We start from the raw sequence: 18,477 nt of genomic DNA on the forward strand, positions 1-18,477 counted from the left end.
AACAAGGAAAGTATCAGTCTTAAATTTGATGAGGGGAGGAGTATTTAAAATAATTTTTTATTGTTGTTGTATCAATTTGATCAGTAAATAAAGAGGAGGGAGATTTTTGAAAAGTATTATGAAGGGTATGACATGTCTTATTCAATTGTTCAATATAAGGAATGTATATATAATCTAAAACTGCTGGAGGTAATTCTAAAGTTTCTTGTTTCCATAAATCGAACTCATTTGGATTAATAATTTGCATACTTCCAAAATGAAAAGCAATTAATTCATCTTGATCAATAAAAACTTTGTTATCTGTTTTGGATATAGAACTGCTATTTAAAATGACATTCCAAGGTGCTGCATCAATACCTTTATGAGTCATGATTTTTATATTAGAAAAGATGTTAGGAATATGATTTAAATATTTTTGGTCACCCCATCTATTCATTTCAACATCATAATGATTATTGCAATATTCTAGGCATTTATCTTTCCACCATGTTAAAATCTCTTTACTATTTTGATCGTTTTTGAAGCCTACTAAACCAGCTTGGTATATACCGTGTATGTTTTCAATTTCAGTAGAGCTTCTTTGAGGGCAAAGGAATACAGAGTATTTCCACCATTCATCAAGAATGATATTAGGTGCTGTAAAGAAATACATATCAGCATCACAATATATAATGTGATCAACTTCCGGATAAAGATTCAGGACATGTAGACATAGGGGTGCTTTTAATGTCCAACAATATTCTTGTAAACTTCTATCATTTTTTATACTGAGGAGTTCATGATTTTCAATATCTTTTACCGGAATTAGTATAGCGTGCTGTAATTTTAATTTCTTTAATATTTGATAAGTTAAATCATCCATACAACAGATCCATACAGTAAATTTGGCGTTGAAATTTTCTAAGGAATAATAAGAGGTCAATCCTTGAATTAATCGTTCTTTACTTATAATCATTGAAAAATTCATAAAATGATTGGATTGATTCATTTTTCTTCTTAATTGTGAATCTTTATATAAGGTTTGAGCTTTATTTATATCTTTTTTACTTAAAAATTGTTTAGTATCTTTATTGAATTTATCTTTTAATTGATTTAAAACAAATTGAATTCTTTCTAAATACGGAGTGTAAATATGGTTTAATATATTATTGGGTATTGAAATTGCTCCCAAAGACCAAAGATCAAAATCATTTTCAGTAAAGATAGTAATACATGCAAAATGATAAACAACTAGTTTGTCGTTTTCAATAAATATATCGTTTTTAGTCTTGTCAATTTTATAATCGTTATTATATATACAGTTCCAAGGTGCAGCATTTATACCTAAGTTATTTGAAATTTTTACTTTTGGAAAATATATAGGGATATAATCTAAATACTTTTGGTCTCCAAATTTCCCCTCCTCAGCCTCGGCACTGCACCAATCTAGACATTTATTTTTCCACCATCTTACACTTTTTAGTCCATAGAGATCATTCTTAAATCCAATTAGACCAGCCTGATATTTTCCATACATTTTTTCTACCCAATCACGATCTCTTTGGGGGGTAAGAAAAATAGAGTATTCACCCCATTCTTCAAAAATAATATTAGGATCAGAGAAAAAGCATAAATCACCATCACAATATAGAATAGATGGTAAATCATAATTGACCAATAAATATTCTATCAAGACAGATTTTAAAGTCCAACAATATTCATTTACTTTTCTTTTTCTCTTAATTGCTTTTAGTTCACTATCTTCTAATTCTTCAACTTGTAAAAGGTTTACATTAATTAAATTCATTGCTTTTAATAGTGAATATGCAAAAGGGTCTATACAACAAATCCACAATGTAAATTTTTCTGAGTACTGCATTAATGATTGCTGTAAAGCAATGATTTTCAAGACATATTCACTACCTACAATGACACAGAAATGATTATTTAGATCATGTTGTTGATTATAGAATTGGGGATTAATTCTTTTTTGAGTATTTTTTTTGGAAAGATTTGAAGCTTTAATTCCTGTTGAAAGCGGGTTAACTATTTTCTCATTAGAGGGGATATACAATCGAGGTAAACTTATTTTTTTATCATTAGAGTTCAACGCTTATTCAGTCCTCTCCATTAAAATTTATTAGGATTCCAACTTTCATCTACAGTTTTTAAATCTTTAGGTGTATCGACACTAGCCCAAAAGTCATTGTGTTCATAGACTGCGAGCTCATTGTCTTTTATTAAATTGCGAAGAGGATCTTCTTCTAGAACACAATCATCACTATTACCTAAATAATCAAATATTTCTTTGTTAAATACAAAAAAACCGCCATTAATTACTTCATCAAGTAATGGTTTTTCTTTAAAATCAATAGCAATTCCATCTTCGACCGCCAACAGACCATATTGACTATTTTTTTTAATGCCAGTTAATGTAGCAATCTTTCCTTTTTCTTTATGGAATGATATGAGTTGATCAATATCTATATTGGCTAATCCGTCACCATAAGTTAATAAAAAGGTTTCATCCTGTACAAAGGATTCAAGTTTTTTTAGTCTTGACCCGGTCATTGTATCAATTCCTGTATCTATAAAGTGTATATTCCAATTTTCTAATTCCTGAAGTAGCGTATATCGACTGGTTTTACAATTTAAACTAAAGTCGTTTTCTTTCCAGCTAAAGTCCATAAAATATTCCTTAATTTTCTCACCTTTATATCCTAAGGGCAAAATGAAATCAGAATGTCCATATTTTCTATACCAATTCATTATATGCAAGAGGAGAGGCTTTCCTTGAACTCGAACTAATGGTTTGGGAATGTCCTCTAAAATTCCTTGCATCCGGAGCCCTTTTCCACCACACAAAATTATGACTTTCATAGATCTATTTCCTTCCTCTCTATATATTTTACTATTTTAAACTATGTAGTTTGTTTGATAAATGTATACACGGTTGTACCATAATGACAATCAACTAAAAAATTTAGGTTAGATTTATAATTAAAATGCTGATTAAACGTGAAGAATACGCACTGTGGTTTCTCATCATTTTTTTGTAAATTAGGTTATTTTAGTACTAATGAAAGAAATTGCTTGTTCGTAAGATAAAAGAAGGGGAGGAAAATCAGGGGAATTGAAGAAGCTTATAATTAAAAACCTAAGAAAATAAAATTATACTGAAAATAAGATAATGTATGGATGTAAGTAGTGGTTAACATACTACATAAGAAGAAAATGCTGATTGTATAAATGATTTTAAAGAAATTAGCAGAAGAATAGCGAAGGAAATTAACTATTTAAAGGAACAGTAAACAAATATTCCATTTTACAGCCCTTCCCGAACGAGAAAGCCCCTCGCCTTTAGGCATGGGATGAAAGTGAGGTTGGATAAGGAGTGCACTAAAAACCGCAAGGTTTGTGGCACTCTAAGTATCCAAAATGTTGGTATCTTTTATTTTTTCATCTTTCATGTTGCAGTTTTGTTATCCAACTGATACGATGCGAATATGATGAATGATTATAGAAGAACCAAAACAACCGTGTCATTAATTAACTATCATTTTGTGTTTTGCCCGCGATACAGAAGAAAGATTTTTCTTAACACAAAAGTAGAAGAACGTTTCAAGGAGTTGGTTCAAGAAATATGCGGAGAATTGGATATTTCTATTGTTGCAATGGAATGCGACAAAGATCATGTTCACTTGTTCTTAAATACACCACCAACACTTAGTCCTGCTGATACAATGGCAAAAATTAAAGGAGTGACATCAAAACGTTTGAGAGAAGAGTTTCTACATCTTCAACACTTGCCGAGCCTATGGACGCGTTCTTATTTTGTTTCTACTGCTGGAAGTGTATCAAGTGAGACAATAAAATATTATGTTGAAAATCAAAAAACGAGGGGATGAAGCTTGTGCCACAAACCATCACGGTTAAAGTTAAATTGCTTCCAACAAAAGAACAAATCATGCTATTGGAACAAAGTAGCCACGAGTATATAAAAGTCATTAATGCCCTTGTATCTGAAATGGTTGAAGCAAACAAAAGCACGAAGAAAAGTACAAAGGATATTGAGGCCAATATCCCAAGTGCGGTGAAAAATCAAGCAATTAAAGATGCGAAAAGTGTGTTTTCTACAAAGGTGAAAAAGAGTAAATACAAAATCGCTCCGATTCTAAAAAGACCTGTTTGTGTATGGAATAACCAAAACTATTCATTTGACTTCACACACATTTCAATTCCGTTTATGGTAAACGGAAAGTCAACTCGTTTAAAGGTTCGCGCTTTATTAATCGACAAATATAATCGCAATTTCGAATTGTTGAAGCACAAGTTAGGTACACTTCGTATCACGAAGAAATCTGCTAAATGGATTGCTCAAATATCTGTCACGATTCCTACAAACGAAAAAACGGGAACAAAGATTTTAGGAGTAGACTTAGGTCTCAAAGTTCCTGCGGTAGCCATCACAGATGATGATAAAGTTCGTTTCTTCGGGAACGGTAGGCAAAACAAATTTATGAAACGTAAGTTTCGCAGTGTTCGCAAGAAATTAGGAGAAGCTAAGAAACTGAATGCCCTTCGTCAACTTGATGATAAAGAACAAAGATGGATGCAAGACCAAGACCACAAAGTAAGTCGTGTAATCGTTGATTTTGCAACGGATAATAATATTTCTGTCATTCGATTAGACCAACTAACGAACATTCGACAGACGGCACGAACAAGCCGTAAAAACGAAAAAAATCTACACACTTGGTCATTCCATCGTTTAGCACAATTCATCGAGTACAAAGCGACATTAGTTGGCATAAAGGTCGAATATGTGGACCCTTCTTATACAAGTCAAACATGTCCGAAATGTTCTGAAAAGAACAAGGCGCAAGACAGAAAATACAAGTGCCAATGTGGATTTGAGAAACATCGTGATATCGTTGGGGCGATGAATATTCGCTACGCAACTGTGGTTGGCGGTAATAGTCAATCAGCCTAAGAACCTATATGGTCTGTCTTAGGAGGGGTGATGGCACACCCTCATCTTGAAGGCTGTTCAAAACAGAAATGGACTGCGAATGCTTAGTCATTCAAGAATCCCATCCGTTACACCGTAAGGTGTAGGACCTGCTGGGAGTGTCAAATGCTATAAATTTAAAAAAGAGCACCGTATAAAGGTGCTCTAGCGATTGAATTAAATTTGTAAAGAACCATTTATTCAATAAAGAAGGACTTATGAATTATTATATGAACGGTTTATTAATTAAGTGTGTATCAATTAAATGGGAATTGTATTTCTCTACACCTATTTTAATTTACCGGCAAAATCATGTTAAAAGTAAGAAGGAAATTATTAAGCTAACGTTATTTTGTTTAAAATATAATCCCAATCGGAATTATCACCTTCCCATCTATCCTGATAACGAGGGAGCTCAATTGAACAAACCTTCGATATTCCCCAATTTTGTACAACAATATTAGATATCCCCTCCTTAAAATTAACAATAAGAATATTAAAATCCTTATTTGTAATTTCGGATAATACGTTTTGTAATTCAACTGCTTCATCTCGATTTCCCCAAATCCTAATGAATAAAATCGATTCACTGCTATTTATTTTTTCAAGGAATCGATTAATTCTAGTTCCTAATTTAGATTTAAAAGAAGGATAGGTTGATTTCCAATCCTTTTCTGAGTTAATAGGAAAGTCATGCATTGAAAAACAATTATAATAAGTGTCCTTTATACAGTAGGTAATTCTTTCTGCCCATTTAGTTTGATTATCAAATTCTGATTCAATAAGACCGTAACTTTCTGAACCTTCTATGACCATATTTTCTAACTTCATAAATTTTTCAAATCGATTTTGAAGTAACCTGTTTACATCTGAAAGTGATGGATAATAAAACCAATCTAAAGGTCCAGAAAATGTTCTTAAATGGTGCCTTTTGATTTGGTTGGTGACTTGACACAACCCTCCTAAACTTACAATTAAGCCATAGGATTTTTGTATATCTTCTAGATTCATCCTTATCATCCTTTTTAAAAATAATTTAAATTATGTGTTCAGTATATGATGCAATAACATATTGATGTGGACCTATATATCAAAGTACATTGAGCTAAGACCATCGTATAAACTTAAAAAATTAAAATTCCTAAGTTAAGAGCTTCTATCTTTGACGTAATATCATGGAGTTGCTATTGGAATGAAAGCTGGTAGGGATATCGCACCAGAGTTATATACTATCCAGTAACTTAAATTAAAAACCAGTCCTGGATTACTGTAGTAAAATTGTTGTCTTTTTAAAAGAATCCTTAGATAAAAAAGAAAACTCTATTGGTTAGCATTTGACCAGTAGAGTTTTCTTAGAAGTAGTATCTTTTAGATAATAATTATTAATGAGGAAACTTCTAATGAGAAATGCTTTTAAATATAAGAAGGGTACTATTCTAAGTATTTTTCGACAAAGTGAGAGGGATATGAAGAAATAGGGGGGCCTATTTTAAAGTAGGATAAATTATTTTTTGAAATTGGTATATAGTTCTTTAACAAATAAAGTTTTTGCAATATGTCTTTATCTATAGGATGAAGCATGGAATCTGTCATTATGAAATAATTGTGATGATAGATAAATACTTTGCCTTCCGGTAGGATCGTGTGATTAGATATATTCGGATAAATAGGTGATCCGTCTAAAAATTGATCTAAACTATGTTGTGAAACTTTAATAATATCTTGAATTGAAAATTTAAATTTGCGAAATGCTATAGTGTTAATAAATGGACGTTTTTGATTATTTTCTATATAAAATAATTCTCCTTTTTCATTTTGCACAACCCGTAGATTGGGTATTGATGTTGTAAGGCTTATGGGTGGTCCTTCTGTATATTTGTAGATAAATGGATCGGGAATTAAGACAATTTCATTTTGATTATATTTGAAGTAGGAAAGCATCTCTTTTGAAATGAGCCTACGTTTAAAATTATCAATTAAAAATACTTCACCCTGTGAATTACTGAACAAAATACCATTTAAATCTTTTGAAGGGAGGTTAGCATACAAGTTTTGGAAAGAGAATGGTGTTTTAAAAGTAATATCAAGCACTTTGTTAATGGGATAAAAAGGTTGGAATGTATTTAGGCGTTTCCAAAATATCGCATCTCCAACAAACCAATATAAAGGATTTGTATCCCAATATCCACGGTACTTTTCATAGACTTTTACTAATATTCTTTTAGTATGCATAACTGAACAGTGATCTACAACATTAGCAGCTGTATATAAAATTTTCGAAGCTTCTCTCACAAATTCATTTGTAGGTTGTAAGTTATAATCAACATGCTTTACGTATTGGGAAGAGTACACTATATCAATTTCAGGATGTTTTTCTAAGAAAGATAACATTTCAGCTAATCTGTTTGGAAGGTATATAGTATCATCCGTTAGATAGCAAATATAATCCCCACATGTTAATGGAAGTGCCTCATTGATAAGTGTTGCATATCTTGTAGTTTTATATCGTTCATCATTTTGTATAAAACTATTCTTATAAGTAATTCGAGGATCCTCTAGATAATTTTTTATGACATTTATAGTTTCTGAACAGGAGTTATCATCCATAATAAAAAGTTCCCATTCTTTATAAGTTTGCATTAGAACACTTTCAATAACTTGATTAATTAATGACGGCTTATTATAACTAGTAAGGATAATTGATATTTTGGGTTGCAAATACTTCACCTCTATTGAGAATATTGAATGTTTTTTTTCTAGTGAAATATAATAATTAAAGCTTTATCAACACTTTCTTTTTTATTTTAAATAGTTTATTACTTTTTCATAGATATGGTATGGACTATAGTGGAGAAAAAAGGATATAGGTGAATATAAATAATGCTATTAATTTTTTATAGGTAAAGAAATCTTTTTTAAAATTATCGGAACGGTTTGTCCTTTCTATTTATATAATAACGTAACTGTTTTTGTATTTGTTGATAAGGAGGAGAGGGATATTTGCCTAAAATTTCAGTTATAATGACAAGTTACAATAAGCCTGCGTTTGTTGAAAAATCGATATTAAGTGTATTAAACCAAACTTTTCAAGATTTTGAGCTTTTTATAATGGATGATAATTCAGATGAAATAACGCAGAAGGTGATTCAACCATTTATAAATAAGGAAAATGTACATTTTTATAAAAGTAATGTAGCTCATATTTCTGAAAGGACAAAAAAAGTCAGATATGCGGCTTTAATTAATGAAGCACTTAAGCATGCTAAAGGGGAATATATAACTTATATTACAGATGATAATCAATATGAAGAAGAACGCTTGAAAAAGATGTCTAGTTATCTTGATGAGAATGAAGATGTTCAAATTATTTACTCTGCATCAAAAACGATTCATATAGATGAATCAGATATGCCTATTAAAACTGTTGAAAGACCTGCCAAAAAAATTACAAATAATGCGCCATGTACCATTGATCATTGTTCTATTATGCATAGAGCATCTGTTTTACCAATTCTTGAAAAAAGGTGGAATTCTTACTGGGATGAAGATCCTCAGTTTTACCGGATAGGAGATGCACGTTTCTTTTGGAGATTAAATCACTATTGGGATTTTTATCCCTTAGATGAAATTTTAGATATTAATTATATTACTCCTCATTCAATACATGCACAGTTATTTGCAGAAGAAAAAAATGAATTTGTGCAATTATTACCACCACAAAGAACATGCAAAGAATTAAGAGAAGATCTAAGAAGAAAAAGAGGGTGAAAAATTGAGTGACATTTATTTGAAAAATTACTGGCTATTAAATTTAGAATATATAAATATTTTTTCAGAGTTAAAGCATCATAACATTCCTTTGCCATTATTGAGTAATTTTTATCAATATTTAGATGAAGATATAAAAAATAAAATGAAAGATGATAATTTTTACAAGCAATTGTCAATTGAACCAATAGCGGAAACACAGTTACAGTTGGAGTTTGAAAAAATAATTTCTGCATTTCAATCAAAAATAAAAAGAAAAAATAAAGATGGAACAATCCTGCTAAATTCAGATTATCTCCGTTTTTCAGTAAGTAATTTTACCCACTTTCATCCAAATCAAACTAAGATATTAACTAGATCAAAAAAGACCGAACTCTATGGACTTCCTACAGTTTGTGCACCAGATTATATAAATAAATCCCCTAATAATGCAAATATTTATATAGAAAAAGCTAAAGAAATCTTTTTAAGGTTTAATAAACACCCACTACTATCAAACACGTTTTTTCAAAAAAAATTACTCAGCGACCTTCCTATCATGATTGAGAAACTTAATATGGCTCATTTTATTTTTAAAGAACAAGATATATCTGGTGTGATTGTTGGTACTACGGAAGATATAACAAGTAGAGCTCTTACTTTTCTTTTAAGTAGTGAGGGTATACCAAGTTATTGCTTGCAGCATGGCGCAATAATGGGAGAAGAAGCATACTTTCCGGTTTTCGCAACAAAACAGGTCGTATATGGGAAATATGAAGAAGGTTGGTACCTTCAAAAAGGGGTCACTGAATCTCAAATTGAAATATTAGGGCACCCCAGATATGATGAGATCTTTGATAGAGTATATATGGATGAAAAGAATTTTTTTAATAAATTAAAAATAGACACCTCTACAAAAGTGGTTTTTATTGCAACCCAGCCATTTAAAACTTCATTTTATACCGAACTGACAGAAAAGCTAGTAAAAGACAAAAATATTACGGTTATTATAAAGCCTCATCCTTGGGAAAAAGGGCGCAACCTAGTAGGAGAATATATTAAGTTAAGTAACACATATCCAAATGTTAAATATATAACAAATGAAGTGAACATGTATGATGTTATTTTACATGCAAATCTTGTGGTTATCTCAAATTCAACAGTAGGATTAGAGGCAATGTTATTAGACAAACCTGTAGTTGTTTATAAATCTTTATTAGAGGAAAGGGATTATAAATATTACGATACGCTAGATTGGCTTGTAAACCATTCTATGGAGGATGTGACTAGTACGATTAAAAAGGTTCTACATGATCCTTTACAATCTAATTTAGCAAAAGAATTAAGAAAAAAATTTATTAATGAAAACTATCCGCAAGAAGCATGCACAAAAAGATTAATAAATTTAATTCAAGGTGAAAAAGATTAAACTCATCACCATTTATAAATATTTGAAGTAAAAGATTATATCCTCAGTTTTCAATGATTAATATGTATCTTAAACTTGCAATGGAAACGTGTGTTTTAATATCCGATAAACCAGTTTATCTCTCAACAAATGGCTTGCTAATGGAACTACACACAAATTGAAGAGAGGTTTTCTTAGCTAAAATTAATTTTTTAATATGAGGAGGTATATATTTTCATGTTTTTTAAAGATAAAAACGTTTTAATTATTGGTGGAACAGGAACAATTGGAAAAAGCATTCTTTCTAATGTTCTACAGGAAAAGCCAAAAGTGGTAAGGGTTCTTAGTAGAAGTGAATATAATCAATTTTTATTACAAGAAGAATTTAGGGATAAAAATCAAAATATTCGTTATTTAATTGGGGATATTCGTAATTATGATCGAGTATTTAGTGCGATGGAAAATATTGATTATGTATTTCATGTGGCCGCGATGAAGCATGTGTCTTTTTGTGAATATAATCCGTTTGAAGCAGTTTTGACCAATATTTTTGGAACACAAAATGTAATAAGAGCCGCAATTGCTCAGAAAGTAAAAAAGGTAGTTTTTACAAGCTCTGATAAAGCGATTTCACCAACAAATAATTACGGTGCAACAAAGTTGACTGCTGAAAGATTGATTACATCAGCGGAATATTCAAAAGGTTCAAGTGAAACGATATTTGCAAGTGTTCGTTTCGGAAATGTGATGGGGTCAAGAGGCTCTGTCATTCCTTTATTTGAAAATCAAATTAAAGAAAACAAAAAAATAACTGTAACGGATCTTAGTATGAGTAGATTTATGATGACACTGAATCAAGCAACTATGTTAACAATTGAAGCAATGAAAATAGCAAAGGGTGGTGAAACTTTTATATTAAAAATGCCAGTTATTTCATTAAAAGATTTAAGTGAAGTGATGATAGAAGAAGTTACAAAGTTATATGGGTTGCCTAAGGAGAATATAAGAATTGAAGAAATTGGATTAAAACCTGGTGAAAAAATGTATGAAGAACTTATGACACATGATGAGTCTTTACAGGCTTTTGAATTACCAGATATGTTTATCATTCCTAGCCCATTAAAAAAGGGTACACAATATGAAAATGTAAAAAGGGCGAAAGCAGGATTTTACCGTTCTGATAATCAAAATGCAATTTCAAAAGAAGAGCTTAGAAATTTAATATTAAACCAGCAACTTTTAACAGGAGGGGAGAAACTATGAAAATATTAGTAACTGGTGGTGCAGGTTTTATTGGTAGGTGGGTTGTAAAGAGATTATTGCAGGATAAGCATGAGGTATGGATATTAGACAACTTAGCAAATTCAACTACTGCAAATATCACCGAGTTTGCACACGATCTAAATTTAAAGCAATGCATTCAAGGAGATATTAAAGATAAAAAATTAGTTGCTGAATTATTTAAAAATAATTCATTTGAACTTTGTTATCATTTAGCAGCGAGTATCAATGTTCAAGATAGTATAGATGATGCTAGATCAACTTTTGAAAATGATACAATAGGTACTTTTAATTTGTTAGAACAATGTCTTAAGTATGACGTCAAAATGGTCTTTATGAGTACTTGTATGGTATATGATAAAGCTACTAATATACAAGGAATATCAGAATTAGACCCGATTAAACCAGCTTCTCCATATGCTGGATCAAAAATTGCTGCTGAAAACATGGTTTTATCTTACTATTATGCTTATAAGCTACCTGTAGTGGTTATTCGCCCATTTAATACGTATGGTCCATTCCAGAAAACAGGTGGGGAAGGTGGGGTTGTTGCCATTTTTATAAATAATAAATTAGATAATGTACCATTAAATATTTACGGGGATGGAAAACAAACGAGAGACCTTTTATACGTTGAAGATTGTGCAGAGTTTGTTGTGGCAGCAGGATACTCTGCAAAAGCAAATGGTCATATTATCAACGCTGGAACAGGACAAGATATATCCATTAATAAATTAGCAGAATTGATTTCGGGAAATAAAGTAAGTATTCAACACGTAACTCATATCCATCCGCAAAGTGAAATCCAAAAATTATTATGTAACTATGAAAAAGCAAAAACAATATTAGACTGGGAACCGAAAGTTTCTTTAGAAGATGGAGTTATTAAAACAGAAGAGTGGATTAAATCTTTAAAAATTAATCCTAAGGAGAAAGAGTAATGGTAAGGGGGATTCTCGGTATTCATGGAGGAAAGCCTGTTAGAGAAACTTATTTACCATATGGTCAGCAACAAATTGATGAATATGACATTCAGGCTGTTGTAGACGTATTAAAAGGGGATTTTTTAACAACAGGACCTATGGTTCAACAATTTGAGGAGGCTATAGCAAAATATGTGGGAGCAAAATACACTGTTTCCTTTTCAAATGGTACAGCTGCATTGCATGCTGCTTGCTATGCAGCTGGCATAACTGAGGGAGATGAAGTAATTACAACTCCAATGACATTTGTAGCAAGTGCAAATTGTATCTTATACCAGGGTGCAAAGCCGGTATTCGCCGATATTGACAATGAAACATATAACATTAGTCCTAAATCTATTGAGGAAAAGATTACAAACAAAACAAAAGCCATTATTCCCGTACACTTTACTGGACAGCCTGTAGAGTTAGAAGCAATACAAAAAATAGCAAAAAAAAACAATTTGATTATCATTGAAGATGCAGCCCACGCATTAGGAGCCACTTATAAAAATAAAAAGATTGGTTCAATTGGTGATATGACAATGTTTAGCTTTCATCCGGTGAAACATATTACTACCGGAGAGGGCGGAGTAATTACCACAAATAATCCTCTTTTTTATGAAAAACTTGTTCAATTCCGTACGCATGGAATTGAAAGGAACCCCCAAAAACTTCTTGAAAATCATGGACCTTGGTATTATGAAATGCAATTCTTAGGTTACAACTATAGAATTACGGATATACAAGCTGCTCTTGGTTTATCACAGTTAAGTAAATTAGACTCTTTTATTAAGATTCGAAAGAAATATGTAGACATTTATAGTAAAGAATTTAGTTGTTTATCTGAAATCATCATACCAAAGCAATTGCCTCAAACCAGTTCGAGTTGGCACCTTTATATTATTCGTTTAAATACTAAATTATTAAAATGTAATCGAAAAGAATTTTACGAAGCGTTACAAAGAGAAAATATCGGTGTGAATGTGCACTATATACCCGTACATTTACAACCGTTTTATCAAAAATTAGGTTATGAAAAAGGTATTTGTCCGCAAGCAGAAAACGTATATGAGGAAATTATTACGCTGCCTCTATTTCCTAAAATGACAGAAGCTGATGTGTGGGATGTAATACAAGCTGTGAGAAAAGTTCTTTCGTTTTATAGTGTTGCTAAAAATTAAATGAAAGGGGGGTTAATAAAATTGCAAAATCAGAAATTGTTAAGAGCAGTTACAAAAGTTGACATTAAAAAAGGAGAAATTATTACAGCTAATAAAGTAACAATGGAGTTAAATGTTGTAGAAAATGCGCTGAACAAGCTTGAAGCAGAGGAATTATTACCTCAGGTATCTGTATATAATTTGTCTGCAGGTACCCCATTAACAAAAGAGGTTATTGAGCCTCCTAAGGTAGTAATAATTGTACTTTGCCGCTTAAAATCTACTAGATTACCTTTAAAAGCCATATTGCCAATACACGGAGTTTCTTCCATTGAACGATGTCTTATAAATACATTAGCTATTCCAGGAAAGCATCAGGTCATACTTGCTACTTCAGATATTGCACAAGATGACCCTTTGGAAAAATTTAATTTAGATGGAAAGGTTAAGATTTTTAGAGGTGATCCAGAAAATACCGCTGATCGTATGTTCCAAGCTGCAAAACAAGAAAATGCAAACATTGTCATAAGGATTACAGGAGATTGCCCAGCTGTGTCACCAGAAATTAATACTTTTTTACTAGATGAACATTTGAAAAGTGGTGCAGATTATACACAGGCAGAGTTAAGTACGTTACCTGTCGGAACAGCAGGCGATATTTTTACATTAGAGGCAATTGAACGACTACTACAAACCCCAAAACCTTTAACCTATGCAGAATACCTTCCATTTTATTTTATTAATAATCCACATTTATTTCGTATCAATATAGTGAAACTTCCTCCACCATTTTGTTACCCTACTTGGAGGTTAACATTAGATGAACAACCGGATTTAGATATGTTCAATGAACTTTATAAAGGTCTGAATGTAAAATCTAAACCTTTATTTTTTCATCAAATAAAAGATTACATCCTTCGAAATCCTGAACTTATTGAAATGAATAATCATGTGAAATTGAAATGGGCAAATCAACAATCATTAGTAGATGAGCTAAATAGAGAAACGAAATTATAAGTTAATAAGTTATAGTGCTTTTAGTGAGGAGGGAGTATCTTGCTTGAGAAAAAAATTGCCTTTCGCGCCGACGCATCTATTGAAATAGGTACCGGTCATGTTATGCGTTGTTTAACACTGGCCCAAGAATTGCGAAATAAAGGTGCTCAAGTATATTTCATTTGTCGTAAGCTGCAAGGTGATTTGCATCAATATATTTTAAATAAAGGATTTCATGTGTATGTATTAGATGGAGATGGTGAAAATACGAATTTCTTAAGTGCAAAAAACGGGAGGTATTTAAATTGGCTAAAATATCATTGGTTTGTTGATGCGCAGCAGACCAATGATATTTTGTCGCAACTTCCCAAGTGTGATTGGTTAATTGTTGATCATTATGGATTAGATAATAAGTGGGAGTCTGCTTTAAGAAAAAGTGTAAGAAAAATTATGGTAATCGATGATCTTGCAAATCGAATGCATGACTGTGATTTGTTACTAGACCAAAATTTATATGATAACCTTAATGGTCGCTATAAAGATTTAATACCAGAGCACTCATTAGTAAAATTGGGGCCTAAATACGCTATATTACGACCAGAGTTTCATGCAGCTAAGAAGATTTCACGAAAAAGAACAGGAAAAATTGAGAGGATTTTTATTTTTTTTGGTGGCCATGATGTAACAAATGAGACATTAAAAACGTTAAGAGCTTTACAAAATATAAATAAAGAGAACTTAAAAATAGACGTTGTGGTAGGTAGCCAAAATCCTCATAAAGAGGATATTCAAACTTATTGTAAGAGTGTTACTAACGCTTCATATTATTGTCAAATAGAGAATATGGAAGAGCTTCTCGTACGAGCGGATTTAGGGATAGGAGCTGGGGGCACAACCACATGGGAACGATGTTTTCTTGGATTACCTTCTATAACAATTACAACTGCCCAAAATCAAATTGAAGTAACAAAGGCTGTAGCGAAGGTTGGAGCTACATGGAATATTGGTACAGCTGAAAGTGTTTCGGATAAAGCAATTACGAAATGTCTAAACAAACTTTTATCAGATTTTAAAATAGTGAAAGAAATGTCTAATAAAGCTCTTTCTATACAGTGTGCCAGTAATACAAATGAAATAGCAAAAATTATTTTAGGAGGATAGTATGTTAGATATTGGGGATTTTCAATTGGAAAAGTTAAAAAAGAAAGATTTAGAACTTATTTTAAATTGGCGGAATACAAAAGAAATCCGCTCGGTTATGTATGAAAATCATGAAATAACAATAGACGAACATTTAAAGTGGTATGAAAAACTCGTACTGGATGATACAAAGGTTGCAAGATTATTAACATATAAAGAAAAACCAATTGGATTTGTTAATTTTACAAAAATAGATAAAATGGATCGAACTTGTTATTGGGGATTTTATATAGGTGAAAAGCAAAGTGTAAGACGTGCCGGAACTGTATTAGGTTTATTAGCATTAGATTTTATTTTTGAAATCAAAGACATACACAAAGTATGTGCAGAAATAATAGAATCAAACCGTATTAGTTTAAATTTCCATCAGAAAATTGGTTTCCAAGAAGAGGGAAGATATGAAGATTATATTTACAGGGACAATGATTATGTTGATGTCATTACAATGACCTTGTCCCGTGAACAATGGGAGGAAAGAAGAGAATCTATAAAAAAAGAACTTGAAGGTGACAAAAATGAGTAATGTATATATCGGAGGTAGAGAGATTGGCAATAGTTTGCGACCATTTATTATTGCAGAAATGTCAGGGAATCATAATCAATCATTAGATAGGGCGTTGAAAATTGTAGAGGCAGCTGCGGAGGCCGGGGCACAAGGATTTAAAATTCAAACATATACACCAGATACAATGACTTTAAATATAGAAAATGGTGATTTTTTAATTCATGATAAGAAAAGTTTATGGAAAGGCAAATCACTTTATCATTTATACAAAGAAGCGTATACACCATGGGAGTGGCATAAACCAATTTTTGATCGCTGTATAGAGTTAGGAATGATACCATTTAGTACGCCTTTTGATGAAACAGCTGTAGACTTTCTAGAGACATTAAATGTTTCATGTTATAAAATTGCATCTTTTGAAAATACTGATATTTCCCTCATACGTAAGGTAGCCGCAACAGGAAAACCAATAATCATTTCGACAGGTATGGCTTCAATCGCTGAACTAGATGAAACAGTAAGGGCTGCGAGAGAAGAAGGGTGTAAAGAACTAATTCTTTTAAAATGTACAAGTACGTATCCTGCATCTCCAAAATCTACAAATATAGTTACTATACCTCATATGAAAGAGTTATTTAACTGTCAGGTGGGCTTATCAGATCATACACTGGGAGTAGGTGTATCTGTAGCAAGTGTTGCCTTGGGAGCTACAGTAATTGAGAAACATTTAACGCTCTCAAGGTCGGATGGAGGAGTTGATGCTAAATTTTCAATGGAACCAGCTGAATTTAAATTATTAGTAAGCGAAACTGAAAAAGCATGGGAATCTTTGGGGAATGTATATTATGGACCTACTGATATAGAAAAAGATTCTTTAAAATTTAGAAGATCATTATATGTAGTAGAAAACATAAAAGCAGGAGAAGTCTTTACAAATGAAAATGTTAAAGCTATTAGACCAGGGAATGGCTTATTACCAAAGCACTTATCCAAAATTATCGGGAAAAAAGCGAGTAAGGATATAGAAAAAGGGACGCCTGTTTCATGGGATTTAATTTGATGCTGAGGAAATTAGAGCGTTTATAGAAAGACTTATAATGAAAATGCTATTTTTAGTAGGAGATAAATTTAAAAGGCCCTGTTTTTAGACAGGGCCTTTTAAAAGGGCAAGACATTCAACAACTGAAGGTACCTTTATATTACCATTATTGGGATTTTGATACCATGTACTTGGTGTTGAGAAATAAAAAGGTAATCGTCGCTGAATTGCCTTTTGATAAAATAGAGCACTTTCAAACATAATATATTCGAAGTCTTATGATATGTGTAAATAAAATAGCAGCTAGTGTAAGCTAGCTGCTTAATACAGAAAAGAGAAGAACTACAGGGACGGTTAAATGAGTTCTGGCTTTCGCCTATCTTTAGTATTGACTTAATATTTAGTTTTATGCTGACAAACTTAAAAAGAGGAGCTATAAAAAGATCTCTTTAAGGAAGAAATGAGATATTGAAAAGTGAATTAGGTTTTTTAAATTCAAGATAATATATGACTATTTCATCATAATGTGACGATGAAACATAAAAGAGCAGCCAACAAAAGCTAACTGCTCGGCTCTCGACCAAGAGAGTTAGAGTGGGAAGAATTTAAGGCAGATTTATTAAAAGCCTTGTCTACAGTATTAACGACATATTAAGTTTTATTCAAGTGTCTAGAGGGAAATATATAGGACATTCAATTTTGAATTACTTGATGAAAATACAGTGGATTAGGGGATAAGTGGAGTATTTATTGAAATGACTTAACGTAACAAAGTATCCTCCTGTAGCTTCTCCATCGATGATGGCACTATGTAGCTTTTGAATGTATGGTCGTCCAATAGATTCTTTTGTATATCTTTTTACTTCAACAAATTTCACTTCATCATCTTTCAAAAGAATAATGTCTTTTCCTCCATCATTAGAACCTGGTGTAACTTGCGCTCGATATCCTCGAGAATTAAACAAGTCAGCGATTAAATATTCAAAGTTTCGCGGGTCAGTTCTTTCTGGATATTCACGATTCTATGGTTCTCTTAAGTATTTCATGCGAATCTCTTCTTCAGGGACCTCGGGTGCTTTAAGTATTATTCCTAATCCAAAAACGATGACTAATGAAATGATAGCCCAAATCATACAATTCACCTCAGTATGAGTATAACCAGCGGAACACTATTCTATCTCTTCAT

15 protein-coding genes and 1 pseudogene are annotated in these 18,477 nt (G+C 31.8%); 11 read left to right on the forward strand and 5 right to left on the reverse strand.

Features of this window, described 5'->3' with window-relative positions; all coding sequences use genetic code 11:
* Nucleotides 1-19: 19 nt before the first annotated feature.
* Together ACW0JX_RS28725 and ACW0JX_RS28730 are read right to left on the reverse strand one after the other, a co-directional pair.
* Nucleotides 20-2,089, reverse strand: a complete 2,070-nt coding sequence (locus ACW0JX_RS28725) for a glycosyl transferase (protein WP_459245875.1) — start codon at nucleotides 2,087-2,089, stop codon at nucleotides 20-22.
* Between the two features lie 20 nt (nucleotides 2,090-2,109).
* Entirely contained in the window at nucleotides 2,110-2,859 is a 750-nt protein-coding gene (locus tag ACW0JX_RS28730; RefSeq protein WP_043938915.1) for a sugar phosphate nucleotidyltransferase, read from the reverse strand.
* A 626-nt stretch (nucleotides 2,860-3,485) separates the two neighbouring features.
* Here ACW0JX_RS28730 and tnpA point away from each other — a divergent pair.
* Complete coding sequence (tnpA, locus tag ACW0JX_RS28735; RefSeq protein WP_098834676.1) at nucleotides 3,486-3,887, forward strand: IS200/IS605 family transposase; 402 nt, start codon at nucleotides 3,486-3,488, stop codon at nucleotides 3,885-3,887.
* Nucleotides 3,888-3,892: 5 nt separating this feature from the next.
* A complete protein-coding gene (locus ACW0JX_RS28740) occupies nucleotides 3,893-4,972 on the forward strand; it encodes an RNA-guided endonuclease InsQ/TnpB family protein (RefSeq protein WP_459245876.1) in 1,080 nt (359 codons plus the stop codon).
* 354 nt (nucleotides 4,973-5,326) lie between these two features.
* Here the strand turns inward: ACW0JX_RS28740 and ACW0JX_RS28745 are convergent, their stop codons facing one another.
* Entirely contained in the window at nucleotides 5,327-6,001 is a 675-nt protein-coding gene (locus tag ACW0JX_RS28745) for a papain-like cysteine peptidase (protein WP_459245877.1), read from the reverse strand.
* Between the two features lie 420 nt (nucleotides 6,002-6,421).
* Nucleotides 6,422-7,708, reverse strand: a complete 1,287-nt coding sequence (locus tag ACW0JX_RS28750) for a glycosyltransferase family 2 protein (protein WP_459245878.1) — start codon at nucleotides 7,706-7,708, stop codon at nucleotides 6,422-6,424.
* 282 nt (nucleotides 7,709-7,990) lie between these two features.
* Between ACW0JX_RS28750 and ACW0JX_RS28755 the strand changes: the two genes are divergently transcribed.
* From ACW0JX_RS28755 to pseI, 9 genes are all read left to right on the forward strand, one after another.
* The gene (locus tag ACW0JX_RS28755; protein WP_050844975.1) at nucleotides 7,991-8,758 is read left to right on the forward strand and encodes a glycosyltransferase family 2 protein; all 768 of its coding nucleotides are present in this window, start codon (nucleotides 7,991-7,993) and stop codon (nucleotides 8,756-8,758) included.
* 4 nt (nucleotides 8,759-8,762) lie between these two features.
* The gene (locus ACW0JX_RS28760; protein ID WP_459245879.1) at nucleotides 8,763-10,166 is read left to right on the forward strand and encodes a CDP-glycerol glycerophosphotransferase family protein; all 1,404 of its coding nucleotides are present in this window, start codon (nucleotides 8,763-8,765) and stop codon (nucleotides 10,164-10,166) included.
* Between the two features lie 216 nt (nucleotides 10,167-10,382).
* Nucleotides 10,383-11,408, forward strand: a complete 1,026-nt coding sequence (locus ACW0JX_RS28765; protein WP_459245880.1) for an SDR family NAD(P)-dependent oxidoreductase — start codon at nucleotides 10,383-10,385, stop codon at nucleotides 11,406-11,408.
* On the forward strand, nucleotides 11,405-12,367 hold the full coding sequence (locus tag ACW0JX_RS28770; protein ID WP_459245881.1) for a dTDP-glucose 4,6-dehydratase: 963 nt from the start codon (nucleotides 11,405-11,407) through the stop codon (nucleotides 12,365-12,367). Before ACW0JX_RS28765 ends, ACW0JX_RS28770 begins: the two co-directional genes overlap by 4 nt.
* Nucleotides 12,367-13,572: a UDP-4-amino-4,6-dideoxy-N-acetyl-beta-L-altrosamine transaminase gene (gene pseC / locus ACW0JX_RS28775; protein ID WP_098852882.1), complete on the forward strand. Its 1,206-nt coding sequence runs from the start codon at nucleotides 12,367-12,369 to the stop codon at nucleotides 13,570-13,572. Before ACW0JX_RS28770 ends, pseC begins: the two co-directional genes overlap by 1 nt.
* The gene (locus tag ACW0JX_RS28780; RefSeq protein ID WP_459245882.1) at nucleotides 13,573-14,568 is read left to right on the forward strand and encodes a cytidylyltransferase domain-containing protein; all 996 of its coding nucleotides are present in this window, start codon (nucleotides 13,573-13,575) and stop codon (nucleotides 14,566-14,568) included.
* Nucleotides 14,569-14,607: 39 nt separating this feature from the next.
* Nucleotides 14,608-15,708, forward strand: a complete 1,101-nt coding sequence (gene pseG / locus ACW0JX_RS28785) for a UDP-2,4-diacetamido-2,4,6-trideoxy-beta-L-altropyranose hydrolase (protein WP_459245883.1) — start codon at nucleotides 14,608-14,610, stop codon at nucleotides 15,706-15,708.
* Between the two features lies 1 nt (nucleotide 15,709).
* Nucleotides 15,710-16,270: a UDP-4-amino-4,6-dideoxy-N-acetyl-beta-L-altrosamine N-acetyltransferase gene (gene pseH / locus ACW0JX_RS28790; RefSeq protein ID WP_459245884.1), complete on the forward strand. Its 561-nt coding sequence runs from the start codon at nucleotides 15,710-15,712 to the stop codon at nucleotides 16,268-16,270.
* Entirely contained in the window at nucleotides 16,263-17,312 is a 1,050-nt protein-coding gene (gene pseI / locus ACW0JX_RS28795) for a pseudaminic acid synthase (RefSeq protein WP_098281801.1), read from the forward strand. Before pseH ends, pseI begins: the two co-directional genes overlap by 8 nt.
* A 725-nt stretch (nucleotides 17,313-18,037) precedes the next feature.
* Here pseI and ACW0JX_RS28800 read toward each other — a convergent pair.
* Nucleotides 18,038-18,424, reverse strand: a pseudogene (locus ACW0JX_RS28800) (restriction endonuclease); the annotation flags it as partial.
* Nucleotides 18,425-18,477 lie beyond the last annotated feature (53 nt).

This window comes from Bacillus sp. C-3-6, assembly GCF_054509685.1.

Coding starts and splice junctions, on each gene's coding strand:
- ACW0JX_RS28770 (WP_459245881.1), top strand. CDS start 11,405: ATGAAAATATTAGTAACTGGTGGTGCAGGTTTTATTGGTAGGTGGGTT.
- ACW0JX_RS28730 (WP_043938915.1), bottom strand. CDS start 2,859: ATGAAAGTCATAATTTTGTGTGGTGGAAAAGGGCTCCGGATGCAAGGA.
- pseH (WP_459245884.1), top strand. CDS start 15,710: ATGTTAGATATTGGGGATTTTCAATTGGAAAAGTTAAAAAAGAAAGAT.
- ACW0JX_RS28745 (WP_459245877.1), bottom strand. CDS start 6,001: ATGAATCTAGAAGATATACAAAAATCCTATGGCTTAATTGTAAGTTTA.
- pseC (WP_098852882.1), top strand. CDS start 12,367: ATGGTAAGGGGGATTCTCGGTATTCATGGAGGAAAGCCTGTTAGAGAA.
- ACW0JX_RS28765 (WP_459245880.1), top strand. CDS start 10,383: ATGTTTTTTAAAGATAAAAACGTTTTAATTATTGGTGGAACAGGAACA.
- pseI (WP_098281801.1), top strand. CDS start 16,263: ATGAGTAATGTATATATCGGAGGTAGAGAGATTGGCAATAGTTTGCGA.
- ACW0JX_RS28780 (WP_459245882.1), top strand. CDS start 13,573: ATGAAAGGGGGGTTAATAAAATTGCAAAATCAGAAATTGTTAAGAGCA.
- tnpA (WP_098834676.1), top strand. CDS start 3,486: ATGATGAATGATTATAGAAGAACCAAAACAACCGTGTCATTAATTAAC.